This window comes from Nonomuraea sp. NPDC050478, assembly GCF_044458265.1.
GTDB lineage: Bacteria > Actinomycetota > Actinomycetes > Streptosporangiales > Streptosporangiaceae > Nonomuraea > Nonomuraea ferruginea.
Map to the genome: position 1 here is coordinate 549949 of NZ_JBITHT010000005.1, position 13318 is coordinate 563266.

At 70.4% G+C, this 13318-nt stretch carries 11 protein-coding genes; 5 read left to right on the top strand and 6 right to left on the bottom strand.

Going from position 1 to position 13318, the window contains the following annotated elements; translation table 11 throughout:
* Positions 1-72 precede the first annotated feature (72 nt).
* From ACIBF7_RS27410 to ACIBF7_RS27425, 4 genes are all read right to left on the bottom strand, one after another.
* Positions 73-4944, bottom strand: a complete 4872-nt coding sequence (locus ACIBF7_RS27410) for an NAD-glutamate dehydrogenase (protein WP_397198470.1) — start codon at positions 4942-4944, stop codon at positions 73-75.
* A 24-nt stretch (positions 4945-4968) separates the two neighbouring features.
* On the bottom strand, positions 4969-5232 hold the full coding sequence (locus ACIBF7_RS27415) for a hypothetical protein (RefSeq protein ID WP_148034193.1): 264 nt from the start codon (positions 5230-5232) through the stop codon (positions 4969-4971).
* An 83-nt stretch (positions 5233-5315) separates the two neighbouring features.
* On the bottom strand, positions 5316-5513 hold the full coding sequence (locus ACIBF7_RS27420; RefSeq protein ID WP_148034194.1) for a zf-HC2 domain-containing protein: 198 nt from the start codon (positions 5511-5513) through the stop codon (positions 5316-5318).
* Complete coding sequence (locus tag ACIBF7_RS27425; protein WP_246639336.1) at positions 5513-6067, bottom strand: sigma-70 family RNA polymerase sigma factor; 555 nt, start codon at positions 6065-6067, stop codon at positions 5513-5515. Before ACIBF7_RS27425 ends, ACIBF7_RS27420 begins: the two co-directional genes overlap by 1 nt.
* Positions 6068-6187: 120 nt before the next feature.
* Here ACIBF7_RS27425 and ACIBF7_RS27430 point away from each other — a divergent pair, with 120 nt between their 5' ends.
* The 4 genes from ACIBF7_RS27430 (at position 6188) to ACIBF7_RS27445 (ending at position 10620) form a co-directional block, all read left to right on the top strand.
* The gene (locus ACIBF7_RS27430; protein WP_261808830.1) at positions 6188-6820 is read left to right on the top strand and encodes a DUF4142 domain-containing protein; all 633 of its coding nucleotides are present in this window, start codon (positions 6188-6190) and stop codon (positions 6818-6820) included.
* Positions 6817-8253: a DUF1996 domain-containing protein gene (locus ACIBF7_RS27435; protein ID WP_187281378.1), complete on the top strand. Its 1437-nt coding sequence runs from the start codon at positions 6817-6819 to the stop codon at positions 8251-8253. The genes ACIBF7_RS27430 and ACIBF7_RS27435 overlap by 4 nt, the downstream gene beginning before the upstream one ends.
* A 77-nt stretch (positions 8254-8330) precedes the next feature.
* Positions 8331-9110, top strand: a complete 780-nt coding sequence (locus ACIBF7_RS27440) for a hypothetical protein (RefSeq protein WP_397198471.1) — start codon at positions 8331-8333, stop codon at positions 9108-9110.
* A 28-nt stretch (positions 9111-9138) separates the two neighbouring features.
* Positions 9139-10620, top strand: coding sequence for an NADH-quinone oxidoreductase subunit NuoF family protein (locus ACIBF7_RS27445; protein ID WP_148034197.1), 1482 nt, complete (start codon positions 9139-9141; stop codon positions 10618-10620).
* Here the strand turns inward: ACIBF7_RS27445 and ACIBF7_RS27450 are convergent.
* Together ACIBF7_RS27450 and ACIBF7_RS27455 are read right to left on the bottom strand one after the other, a co-directional pair.
* Entirely contained in the window at positions 10529-11254 is a 726-nt protein-coding gene (locus tag ACIBF7_RS27450; RefSeq protein ID WP_397198472.1) for a GNAT family N-acetyltransferase, read from the bottom strand. The genes ACIBF7_RS27445 and ACIBF7_RS27450 overlap by 92 nt on opposite strands.
* Positions 11255-11361: 107 nt before the next feature.
* Entirely contained in the window at positions 11362-12309 is a 948-nt protein-coding gene (locus ACIBF7_RS27455) for an AraC family transcriptional regulator (RefSeq protein ID WP_397198473.1), read from the bottom strand.
* Positions 12310-12414: 105 nt separating this feature from the next.
* Between ACIBF7_RS27455 and ACIBF7_RS27460 the strand changes: the two genes are divergently transcribed.
* Entirely contained in the window at positions 12415-13311 is an 897-nt protein-coding gene (locus ACIBF7_RS27460) for an NADP-dependent oxidoreductase (RefSeq protein ID WP_397198474.1), read from the top strand.
* Positions 13312-13318: the final 7 nt, after the last annotated feature.

The following is a 13318-nucleotide window of genomic DNA, read 5'->3' on the forward strand; positions in this document are numbered from 1 at the left end:
TCCGGACCACTGGTGAAACCCGCCTCGTCCGGGGCGGCACCGGCCGATCAGGCGCCGCCCCGGACGACGGGCTCAGGCCTCCGTGCGCGGGAGGCTGGTCGACGAGACCAGGGTGCGGATGGCGCGGAGCGCCACCGACAGCGTGGCCAGGTCGAAGTTGTCGCTCTCCCAGATCTCGGAGAGCGTCTGCCTGCTGCGCCCGACCGCCGCCGAGTTCGCCTCCACCCACCTGGCCAGCCGCTCCTCGGGGGGCAGCCCGGAGGAGCTGTGGGCCAGGACGTCGCGGGTGAGCGAGGCGTGGGCGGCGTAGAGGTCGTCGCGGAGGGCGGCGCGGGCCATCGCGTTCCACCGGCTGTCGCGGGGCAGCGCGATGATGCGTTCCCTGAGGCGGGCCAGTTGGAGACGGTCGGCGAGGTCGAAGTAGACCTCGGCGACCTCGTTGACCGGGCGGCCGCTGATGGAGGCGATCTCCACCAGGTCGAAGGTGGAGTACGCGGGCACCATGGCGGCCACCCGCTCGGCCAGGTCGGCGGGGACGCCGCGGGCCACGAAGGAGTCGCGGCGGTCCTCGAAGGCGGCCAGGTCGGGGCCCGTGAGCAGCTTGGGCAGGTGGCCGAGGAGGCCGTTGACGCCCTTGACGAAGAAGCCGACCGAGCCCGCCAGGTCGAGCGGCGGGCGGCGGTTCGTGAGCAGCCACCGGGTGCCGCGCTCACCCAGCTTGCGCGCCTCCAGCAGCATGGCGAGCTGGGTGGCGGTGTCGATCTCGTTGTCCAGCGACTCCACCTTGCGGTGGAAGCTGGCCAGGTCGAAGACCTCACGCGTGACGAGGAAGGCCCGCACGATGTCGGGCAGCGAGGCGCCGGTCTCCTCGCCGACCCGGAACAGGAATGTGGTCCCCATGGAGTTGACCAGGTCGTTCACGATGCCGGTGACGATGATCTCGCGCCGCAGCGGGTGCGCGTCCATGTAGGCCCGGAACCGCTCGCGCAGCGCCGACGGGAAGTACGAGACGAGCCGGGGCGCGAGGTACGGGTCGTCCGGGAGCTCGGTGCCGAGCAGTTCGGCGTCGGCGACGAGCTTGGTGTAGGCGAGCAGGACGGAGAACTCCGGCGCGGTCAGCCCGAGCCTGGACTGGCGGCGCTCGGCGAGCGCCTTGTCCGACGGCAGGAACTCCAGACCCCGGTTGACCCGGCCGTCGCGTTCGAGGCGGCGCAGGTAGCGGGCGTGGATGTGGAGCATCTCGACGGCCTGGGCGCGGGCGGCGGCCAGGACGACGTTCTGCGCGTAGTTGTCGCGCAGCACCAGCTCGGCCACCTCGTCGGTCATGGAGGTGAAGACCTGGTTGCGCTGCTTGTCGGTCATCTCGCCGTCGCGGACCACCTGATCCAGCAGGATCTTGATGTTGACCTCGTGGTCGGAGGTGTCGACGCCGGCGGAGTTGTCGATGAAGTCGGTGTTGATGAGACCGCCGTCGAGCGCGAACTCTATGCGGGCGAGCTGGGTGAAGCCGAGGTTGCCGCCTTCGCCGACGACCTTGCAGCGCAGGTCGGCGGCGTCGACCCGGAGCGAGTCGTTGCCCTTGTCGCCGACGTCGGCGTGGGTCTCGGCGCTGGACTTGACGTAGGTGCCGATGCCGCCGTTCCACAGCAGGTCGACGGGGGCGCGCAGGATGGCGCTGATCAGGTCGTTGGGCGCCAGTGAGGTCACGTCGCCGGGCAGGCCAAGCGCGTCGCGGATCTGCGGGGTGAGCTGGACGGACTTGGCGGTACGGGGGAACACGCCGCCGCCCTTGGAGATGAGCGAGGCGTCGTAGTCGGCCCAGGAGCTGCGCGGCAGTTCGAAGAGACGGCGCCGCTCGGCGTAGGAGCGGGCCGCGTCGGGGCTGGGGTCGATGAAGATGTGGCGGTGGTCGAAGGCGGCCACCAGCCGGATGTGCTGGGACAGCAGCATGCCGTTGCCGAACACGTCGCCCGACATGTCGCCGATGCCGGCCACGGTGAAGTCGGTGGTCTGCACGTCCACGCCCATGGTGCGGAAGTGGTACTTGACCGACTCCCAGGCGCCGCGGGCGGTGATGCCCATGGCCTTGTGGTCGTACCCGATGGATCCGCCGGAGGCGAAGGCGTCGCCGAGCCAGAACCCGTACTCCTTGGCGACCCCGTTGGCGATGTCGGAGAACGTCGCGGTGCCCTTGTCGGCCGCGACCACCAGGTAGGTGTCGTCGCCGTCGTGCCTGACGGTGTCGGGCGGCGGCACGACCTTGCCGTCGACCAGGTTGTCGGTGACGTCGAGCAGGCCGGAGATGAACATCCGGTAGCACTCGACGCCTTCGGCGAGCAGGTCCTCCCGGGAACCGGTCACGGGCGGACGTTTCACCACGAACCCACCCTTGGAGCCGGTGGGGACGATGACCGTGTTCTTCACCATCTGGGCCTTGACCAGGCCGAGGATCTCCGTCCGGAAGTCCTCCATCCGGTCCGACCAGCGCAGCCCGCCCCTGGCGACCTTGCCGTAGCGCAGGTGGACGCCCTCCACCCGGGGCGAGTACACGAAGATCTCGTACTTCGGCCGCGGCAGCGGCAGCACGCTGATGGCCTGCGGGTCGAACTTGAGCGAGATGTACGGCTTCCGCTTCCCGTCGACGGTCTGGAAGTAGTTCGTGCGGAGGGTCGCCTCGATCATCTCCAGGTACGCGCGCAGGATCCGGTCCTCGTCCAGCGAGGCCACCTCGTCCAGCGCTCCCAGGATCTCCTCCTTGAGCGCCCCCGTCAGGTCCTCGCGCACCTCGCCGTCGCGGCGCGGGTCCAGGCGGGACTCGAACAGGCGCACCAGCAGCCGGGACAGCCGCACGTTGCCCAGCAGGACCTGCTCGATGTAGCGCTGGGAGAAGTTGCTGCCGGCCTGGTGCAGATACTTGGCGTAGACGCGCAGGATCTCGACCTGCTCCGTGGTCAGCCCGGCCTTCAGGATGAGCGCGTTGAAGTCGTCGGCCGGCGCCCGCCCGTGCCAGAGCGCCATCAGCCCGTCCTGGAAGAGCCGCTTGAAGTCGCCGCGCTCGATCTCGGGTGACGGGGTGTAGCGCAGCCCGAAGTCGTAGATCCAGGCGTTCTTCGTGGCCGGGTCGTTGTCGCGGTCGATCTCGTACGGGCGCTCGTCCACCACCTCGACCCCGAGGCGCTGGATCAGCGGCAGCATCTTCGACAGCGAGATGGACGACCCGAGCCGGTAGACCTTGAGCCGCCGCTCCCCCTCCGCCGCGTCGTACGGCTCGTACAGGTTGAGGTCGATCTCGTCGTCGCCCGCGCCGACGAGATGCTCCAGCCGGCGCAGGTCGGCGACGGCCACCTGGGGCTGGAAGTCGGCCTTGTACGCCTCGGGGAAGGCGACGTGGTAGCGCTTGACCAGGCCCGGGGCCTCCTCCTCGGAGGTCATCTCCCTGATGGCCGCGCCGAGGTCGTCCTCCCAGGAGCGGGTGATCGCGGCCAGCCGCGCCTCCAGCTCCTCGACGTCCACGCCCGGCGCCGGGAGCTGCTTGCCCCGCTCGCCGCGGATGACGACGTGCAGCCGGGCCAGCGCGGACTCGCCTATCGACGCCCGGTAGTCGAGACCCTTGCCGCCCAGCGCCTTGAGCAGCAGCTCCTGCATCTGCAGGCGGACCATGGTGGTGTAGCGGTCGCGCGGCAGGTAGATCAGGCAGGAGATGTAGCGGCCGTAGTCGTCGCGCCGCAGGAAGAGCTTGACCTGCTTGCGCTCGCGCAGCCGCAGCACGCCCAGCGCGATCGGCAGCAGCTGCTCGGTCGAGGTCTGGAACAGCTCGTCGCGGGGGAACGTCTCCAGGATCTCGATGAGGTCCTTGCCGTCGTGGCTCTCCGCGGTCAGCCCGGCGGCCTCGATCACGGCCGCGAGCTTGCGGCGCAGCACCGGGATGCGGGAGATGGACTCGTTGTACGCGACGTGCGTGAAGAGGCCGAGGAAGCGGCGCTCGCCGACGACCTCGCCCTCGGGCGAGAAGAGCTTGACGCCGATGTAGTCGAGGTAGGCGTCGCGGTGGACGGTGGCGCGGGAGTTGGCCTTGGTGATGATGAGCAGCTGCTTCTCGCGGGCCCTGGCGCGCAGCTCGGCGGGGAGCGCGGAGAAGCTGTCGGAGTGCACCTTGTCGTCGCGCAGGATGCCGAGCGCGGCGCCCGGCAGGGCGCGCAGCGTCTCGCCCTCCTCGCCGCTCTCCAGGCGGTACTCGCGGTAGCCGAGGAAGGTGAAGTGCCCGTCGGCGAGCCAGCGCAGCAGGTCGAGGCTGTCCTCGACCTCGGCGGGCGGCAGCGGCGGCGGGTTCACCGCCAGGTCCTCGGCGGTCTGCAGGGCCAGCGCGCGCATCTTGCGGAAGTCCTCGACCGCGTGGCGCACGTCGGTGAGCACCCGCTGCAGGTCGGTCTCCAGGGCCTTGAGCAGCGCGGGGTCGGACTGGCGGTCGATCTCGACGTGGATCCACGACTCGACCAGCATCTGCCCGGTGACGTCCTCCTGGCCGCTGCCGAGGATCTTGCCGGTCAGGTCGCGGCGGACCCGGATCTGCGGGTGGACCACGAGGTGGACGCCGATGCCGTGCCGGTCGAGCTCCATCGTGACGGAGTCGACCAGGAACGGCATGTCGTCGGTGACCACCTCGACCACCGAGCGGCCGGGGTCCCAGCCGTTCTCGTCCAGGGTGGGGGTGTAGGCCCGGACCACCGGCCTGCCCTGCGGGCGGGTCTCGGCCAGCTGCCGCTGCGACATCGCCGGACCGTACACGTCCACCAGATTGCGGTCGAGCAGGTCGTCGGGGGGCACGTGCCGGTAGTAGACGCGCAGGAAGGTCAGTGCCTCCTCGGGGCTCACATGGTCGCTGCCCACCGCGCACCGTTGCGCGGCTCGCTGGAGCAGCTCATCCTTGGCCTCGTCGAGCGGCATTTCGCTCTCACTCCTTTGTGAGGGTTAGCCATGGCGGGGTTGGAGCCAGGCTTTGAGTTCCCACGACAGCGGGAAATAGTACATTTCACTACGGACATGCCCGTATGGACTGAAAACTTCCGGCCGGCGGGACATCGGCCCCGAACGCAAGAAAGTCCTGGGGGCGTCATCGTCTCCCAGGACCTCGACCTGCTCGACCAGCCGGAGGCGGCCGCCGTAGGACAACCGGCGGCCCTCCTCACCGAACTGCCTGTCGCGAGGGACGGTCGCATCGTCGTCGATGCCCACCGCACACCTCCCCCACATCCCCGGTGAAGCGAAACCGGGCGCACGCCTCGCCGTACCGATACCACCCGAAAAGGGCAAAGACGTCAACGTGACATCGACATCGGCGGGTCGTCTTCGGATGCGGAGGGCGCCTGCTTGAGCTCGTCGAGCCGGTCCGGCACTTCGGCCAGTTCGACAAGCTCAGCCTGGCACTGCTCGCACACCTCGAGGTGGCGCTCGAACGCCTCGTGCTCCGAATCATCGAGCACGCCGAGGACGTAGGCGGCCACCCCGTCATGCATCAGCCGGCTACCCCCTTGTCCCGCAGAAGTTCACGGAGAGCCCGGATGCCGTAGTAGAGCCGGGACTTCACCGTGCCCGGCGGGATCCCCAGAATCGCCGCCGCTTCACTTATCGTACGGTCCCGTAGGTAGGTCTGCTCAATAACTTCGCGGTGTTCGTCCGACAGGCTGCGCAGAGCGTCCGCCACGACGATCGCGGACAGCGCTCTCTCGGAGCCGTCGGGCACCGCCATCATGTCGACTTCCGGGGGCTCGACCTCATGAGGCCGAACACTCTTTCGCCGACGTCCGTCAATGACGATCCGGCGGGCCACGGTCAGCAGCCACGCCCAGAGGAGGCCCGGTTCCCACTGCAGTCTGGCCGAGTTGCGCCAGGCCCGGACGAGCGTCTCCTGCACCACATCCTCAGCCCATTGCAGATCGTTACCGGTCGACTTACGTACATGGCGCAGTAGAGGGCCGCCGAACTCCTGGTACAGCACCGCGATGCGGTGCTCCGCCTCGGCATCAGCACTCTCGAACCTGCCGTCGAGGTGACTCAGCACGGGGCACATCTTTACACCTTCGTTATCAGTCCGGTAGCCACTCCGATAACTCCAGTTATTTCTAACTATTCCTCAGGATGGGTGAACCGGCCGTGATAAGGCCGCGTACCTCCCACCATGCACAGGCTTTTGCGTGGCGAAGTAGTGATGTTCGGCGGCTTCGCCCTCGCGGCAGCGGTCACGATCCTCCTGGTCATGCCGCAGGCGAACACGGCCGTGCTGACAGAGGTGACGCAGACGTCCACGGGCCCGCTCGGGCCCGCGGACCGCGACTTCCTCGTCAAGGTGCGGCAAGCCGGCCTCTGGGAGATCCCCGTCGGCCAATGGGCCCAGAAGCGCGCGGACTCCGCGCGGGTCAAGGACGTCGGGCAACATCTCGTGGAGGACCACACGAAGCTGGACGCGCAGGTACGCCGGGTGGCGGCGAAGCTCAACGTCCCGCTTCCCGATCGGCCGAGCCCTGACCAGCAACGGTGGATGGCGCAGCTAGCGTCCGAGACCGGTCCGGCATTCGACAGGGACTTCGCCCGCCTGCTGCGTGCGGCACATGGCAAGGTGTTCGCCGTCGTGGCGAACGTGAGGGCGGGCACCCGCAACGCCGAGATCAGGAAGTTCGCCGGGACGGCCGTGACCGTGGTCATGCGGCACATGACGCTGCTGGAGTCCACCGGCCTGGTCAATTACGACGAGCTTCCGGAGCCCCCGTTGCCCTCACAGGCAGCACCCGCCCCAGCGGCGGTCGACCCGAGGAGACAACCATGAGATCCAGACGCATGGCCGCGGCCATATCCGCCTTAGCGGTGGTGGCCGGCGGGCTGGTGTCCGCAGTGGTCGTCGGCGGCGCTCAACCGGCCTTCGCCGACTGTGAGATCACCGAACAGCGGCCTCCTGGTCAGCAGCAGAACCAACCGCAGGACCAACCTCAGGACCAGCCTGAAGACCAGCAGCAGGACCAGCCACAGGACCAGCCGCAGCAGAGCCAGGCTCCGCAGGAGCAGGATCAGGAGAACCAGGGCCGGGACGACGACCAGCAGGGCCAGGATCAGGGAGCCCAGCAGGACCAGAACGGCGACGGGCAACAGAACCAGGAGAACCAGAACCAGAACGACCAGCAGGGCCAGGACCAGGGGGCCCAGCAGGACCAGCAGGACCAGAACGGGGGCGGGGCCCTCGTCGACCCGCCGGCGGACCCTGAGGCGTCCGCTGAGACCTTCGGACAGCGGAACCGGGACCAGGACCGCGACCGCCGCCGGAACAGGCCCAGGCCCAGTCAGCAGCCGTCCAGCACCGCCTCACCGTCGCCCACCGGAGGCCAGGAGTCGGACTGCCTGAACATCGGCCCGTTCGTGACCGACTTCGTGGACATCAGGCAGATCCCGCGCAGCCGGCAGGACGCCCGCATCGGCCGAGGCGGCTCGCGCGGCACGTTCGTGTCCCGCTGCGGCACCAACGGTGAGGGCCACTTCAACCCCGACAACTTCATCGTCGCTCCCGGAGTGCGCAATGGGGCACACCACCTGCACGACTACGTGGGCAACCTGTCGGCAGACGCCTTCTCGACCGACGAGAGCCTGGAAGCCGCGGGCACCACGTGCCGCCTGGGCGACAAGTCCACGTACTTCTGGCCGGTGCTGCGCGACCGCACGGTCGACGAGAACGTCGACGACCCCGACCGCAACGTCGGCCAGGTGCTCCGTCCGCGGTCGGTGACCCTGCAGTTCCGCGGCAACGCGCGCGCCCGGGTCGTGGCGATGCCGCGCTTCCTGCGGATCATCACCGGCGACGCCAAGGCGGCCACCAACGGCCCGGCCAACGCCCGCGCCGGCTGGTCCTGCAGCGGCTTCACCAACCGGATCAGCTCCGACAAGTACCCCCTGTGCCCGCGCGGCAGCCAGGTCCTCCGGATCATGGACTTCCCGAGCTGCTGGGACGGCCAGAACAACGACAGCGCCAACCACCGCACGCACATCGTCTTCCCGGACCAGAGCGGCGCCTGCCCGCAGGGCACGCAGCCGGTCCCGCAGCTGCGGATGACTCTGGCCTACTCGGTGCCGAGGGGCCCCTCGTTCGCCCTCGACGCCTTCCCCGAGCAGTTGCACAACCCGGTCACCGACCACGGTGACTTCGTGAACGTGATGCCGGAGCGGCTCATGTCCAACGTCGTGAACTGCATCAACCGAGGCCGTCGTTGCTGACCTCCGTCCCCGGGAACAGCAACGAGGCCGAGTAGGCCCTCCCGAGTCGCACCCTCATCCGACCTTGGAGGGAATGGATGCTCCACAGACGACACCCCCGGCACGCCCCCACTCAGCTGGATACCAGGAACATCCGGCTCGGGGCGAGCGCGTCGATCGCCGCGGTCCTTCTGTCGGTCTTCGCACTGACACTGACGGATCGCGGCATGGAGATGCTCGGCCGAGGGGTGAGCTTCCTCGAGTACTACGCGGGCGTGCTGGCGCTGGTGTCCCTGACAGCGACGGTGGCCCTGGGGTTGCTCACCACCGAACGTGTTTTCCTGTCCCCGGCGAACCGGGTCCGCGCGCAGCTCGCGCACCGGGCCGCCGCGTTCGCCGGGACGGCGTTCCTGCTCACGCACGTCGCGCTCATGATCTCGCTGGAGCACGTCTCGCCGGCCGCCGCCGTGATCCCCGTCGAGGGGATCTACGTCGGGTTCGGGACGATCGCCTTCGACGCGATGGTCGTGGTCGTGATCACGGGGATCGTACGGGGAAGGTTCGCGGTGACCGGCAGGCCGTGGGTGTGGCGGCTGATGCACGCCTCCGCCTACGTGGCCTGGCCGGTCTCCATCCTGCACGGACTCACCGCGGGCCGGTGGGCGGCGAGCTGGGTCTCCTGGTCGTACATCGCCTGCCTGGCCGCCGTCGCCTCTGCGCTGCTCGTCCGCCTGCTCGCGACGATACTGCGGCCGCCGCAGACCGCGGAGTGGGTCGACGCGCCCGAGGCCAGTGACGCACCCGTCGAGGTGCCCGCGGGGGTCAACGCGCCGGTGAGCCTCGCCGAGGCCCGGCGGAAGTACCGGGAGGCGGGATGACCCCGCCCATGATCGACCAGGAGAAGCCGTGATCCCCCATTCGGTGCCGCGCGTGCTGCGGCTGGGACCGGCCCGGCTCACCGCCGGACTCGACCACACCAGGCGGCTGGACCTGCCGGCGCATCGCACGCTCCACGGCGACCAGGTGCCCCGCACGCTGGACGACATCATCGCCCAGGTGGAGGAGGTGGACATGCGCGGGCGCGGCGGCGCGGCGTTCCCGTTCGCGCGCAAGCTGCGGGCGGTCTCCGACGCCGCCGGCTCGGGCGAGTGCGTGGTCCTGGTGAACGGGGCCGAGGGGGAGCCCGCCAGCTCCAAGGACGCGATGCTGCTCGTCCGCAACCCGCACCTGGTGCTGGACGGCGCCGTGCTGGCCGCGGAGGCGCTCAACGCCCGCGAGGTGGTGGTCGCCACCGTGGCGGGCGAGGTGGCCGAGTCGTCCATCACCGCCGCCGTGGCCGAGCGGCGCGCCGCCAACGTGGCGGGCGCCGCCGAGAGCCGCATCGGGATCCGCGTCGTCGGCCTGCAGGAGCGGTTCATCTCCGGCGAGGGCGGCGCGCTGGTGCGCGCCGTCAACGGCCTGGAGCCGGTGCCGCCCGGCCGGAAGCGGCGGGCCAGCACGAGCGGCGTGGACGGCCTGCCCACCCTGCTGTCGAACACCGAGACGTACGCGCAGCTCGCGGTGCTGGCCGAGCTCGGCGCCGAGCAGTACGCGAAGGTGGGCACCAGCAGGGAGCCCGGGACCGTGCTGCTGACGGTGAGCGGCGGGGCCGCGAACCCGGCGGTGGTGGAGGCCCCGACGGGCACCAGGCTGATCGACGTGCTCGACGTGTGCGAGTCGGAGATCGGCGACGGCGTGCTCATCGGCGGCTACCACGGCGCCTGGCTGGACTCCCGCACGGCGATGTCGGCGATCGTCTCGCGTGAGGGCATGAAGCAGGCGGGCGGCAGCCTGGGCGCCGGCATCGTGGTGCCTCTGGGCGAGTCGACCTGCCCGGTCGGCGAGGCGGCCCGGGTGGCCGCGTACCTCGCGGCCCAGTCGTCGGGGCAGTGCGGCCCGTGCCGGCTGGGCCTGCCCGACGTGGCCAGGGGCCTGACGGCGCTGGCGGACGGCACGGGCTCGATCGACGCGGTGCGCCGCTCGGTGCGCGCGGTGGAGCGGCGGGGGGCCTGCTTCCACCCGGACGGCACGGCCAGGTTCGTGCTGTCGTCGCTGGACGCTTTCGAGGAGGACATCGCGCTCCACCTGGAGCACGGCTCCTGCGGGCGGCCGGTGCGCGGCGTGCTGCCGCTGCCGGAGCGCGAGGACGAGCCGGAGTACCGCCTGGACGTCGACTGGACCCGCTGCCAGGGGCACGGGCTCTGCGCGCACCTGCTGCCGGAGTTCGTGACGCTGGACGACTACGGGTTCCCGTCGTTCAAGACGGTGCCCGGCTGGATGCTGAAGGAGGCGAACCGGGCCGTGGACATGTGCCCGGCGCTCGCCCTGCGGCTGGCGGAGGCGGGTTGACCGCTACAGGCCGAGCAGCGGGAGACACGGGCCCAGGTGGTGGATCTCGATCCCCTCCACCGGGGTCCAATCCGGCGCGGGGCAGGCGGAAGTTGCGGGTGACGACCGGCCTGCCCTGCCGCCTGTGCAGGGTGATGCCGTCATCGTGGTAGCCGAACTTCCTGGTCACCGCGATCGAGGAGTGGTTGTCCTCGAACGCCTCGGTGGTCGCGTACTCGGCGCCCAAACCGGCGAAGGCCAGGTGGAGCACCGCGCCGCGCATCTCGGTGCCGATGCCCATGCCCTGGAACCGGCGGCCCAGCCAGGACCCCGACGACACCTCGCGCAGGAGCGTGAAGTCGCGGCCGGCCAGCGCCTGCGTGCCGACGATCCGGCCCTCGAAGACCACCACGAAGTCCAGTGACCACTTGGCCGGCGACAGCTCGCCCCACTGCCGGAAGTGGTACTGGATCGTGCTGTGGGCCCGTTCGGCCGGGGCCGCCTCGGACCAGGGGAACAGGAACGGCATCACGCCGGCTTCGTGCACGCCTTCGGCCGCCCGTTCCGCGAGCTCGTCCAGGTCCTCAAGTGAGGGATAGCGGAGTTCGAGACGCGGCGTCGTGATGGAAAGTCGAAAAAACGGCCAACTACGCATAGTTCCGTATATTTCCACCGAAAGGCCGCGTCAGCGAACGCTTTTCTCTCGACTGTCAAAAACCCACGAAACGCTGAAAAGCGGCCGTCGTCCGTACATGATGGACTTCACTCGGCAAGGGCCGGTGTCAGCGGGCAGGACTCCCGCCGGTACCTGCCCGGAGCGACCCCGTGCGCGCGCTTGAACGCGTTGGCGAACGCGAACTCCGAGCCGTAGCCCACGCGGCGCGCGACCTCGCTCAGCGGCGCGTCGGTCGAGCGCAGCAGCCGCGCGGCGGTGGCGAGCCGCCACCAGGTCAGGTAGCCCAGCGGCGGCTGCCCCACCAGCGTGGCGAAGCGGCGGGCGAAGGCGGCCCGGGAGAGCCCGGCCAGCTCGGCGAGCGAGGCGACCGTCCACGGGCGGGCGGGGTCGCCGTGGACGGCCTCCAGGGCGGCGCTGATGCCGGGGTCGGCCAGGGCGGCGGCCCAGCGGCCGACCGTGCAGCGCTCGACGTCGAAGTCCAGGTAGGCGCGCATGATGTAGAGGAGCAGGGTGTCGAGCAGGGACGCCACGATGGTGTCCGCGCCCAGCCGCGGGTCGGCGATCTCGGCGGCGAGCAGGTCGACGGCCGCACGGAGCTCCCGCTGCTCCCCCAGGCGCGCGGGCAGGTGGATCAGGTCGGGCAGATCGCGCAGGATCGGGTGGCCGAGCGTCTGGTCGAGCCGGTAGCCGCCGCAGAGCGTCACCGTGACCGCGCCGGACCCGCCCGCCGAGGCGGAGGCGAACAGCTCGATCTTCCCGTCGGGACCGCAGTGGCTGTCGGCGATCTCGGTGGCCGGCGAGTCGGCCAGCACGTAGCCATGGCCGTGCGGGAAGAAGAGCACGTCGCCGACGTGGAGCTGGATCGGCTCGCCCGAGTCGGGAAGCAGCCAGCAGGACCCTTGCAGGATCACCTGGAAACCGGCGGAGCCGGGCATCGCGGGGAACCGCTGACCCCACGGCGCGTGCCAGGCGACGCGGACGGAGTGGGGCAGGCCGACCCGCATGCCGGCGATCACATCGCTGAGTACGTCCACAGGGCGAGTCTAGCCCGGAAGACGATCGCGTATAAACGACAGACATTCACGCATTGGAAGGCGCACCCATCCCTCCTACCGTTGCTTGCGGCAGAGGAGGATTCCGTGACCACGACCCTGATGCGCGCCGCGCGCATCCATGAGTACGGCGACGCCGGCGTGATCCGTTACGAGGCCGTGCCGAGACCGTCTCCCGGGCCGGGCGAGGTGCTCGTCCGGATGGCGGCCACCTCGTTCAACCCTTCGGAGGTGGGGCTGCGGGCGGGCTACCTGAAGGACATGCTCGACCTGACGCTGCCGCTCACGCTGGGCTGGGACCTGGCGGGCACCGTCGCCGAGACCGGCCGGGGCGTCACCCGCTGGTCGCCGGGCGACCGGGTGTTCGGCCTGGTGAGCGGGAGCGCCGCCGAGTACGCGGTCGCGTCCGAGACCGAGCTGGCGGCCGCGCCGGAGGGCATCCCGCTGGCCCACGCCGCCGCGATCCCCGTCGCCGGGCTGACGGCCTGGCAGGCGGTGTACGAGGAGGCGGGGATCCGGGCCGGGCAGCGGGTGCTCGTCAACGGCGCGGGCGGCGGGATCGGCCTGTTCGCCGTGCAGCTCGCCAAGCGGGCGGGGGCGACCGTGACCGCCACGGCGAGCCCGCGCAGCCGGGAGGCGGTGGCCCGGCTGGGCCCTGACGAGATCGTCGACTACACGGCGGAGCCGCTGCCCGGCGGCATGGACGTGGTGCTCAACCTGGCGGCCGTGGCCCCCGCGGACGCGGCGGCGCTGGCCCCGCTCGGCGACCTGGTCATCACCGTGGCCACGCCGGTCGAGGCCCCGAACGCACGCCACTTCGTCAGCCGCGCCGACCCGGGCCAGCTCGCCGAGATGGCGGCGCTGATCGACAAGGGCGAGCTCGTCGTCGAGATCGCCGAGACCCACCCGCTCACCGCGTCGGCCGAGCTGCACCGCAGGGCCGAGGCCGGCGAGATCCGCGGCAAGATCATCATCACTTTCTGAGGAGCAC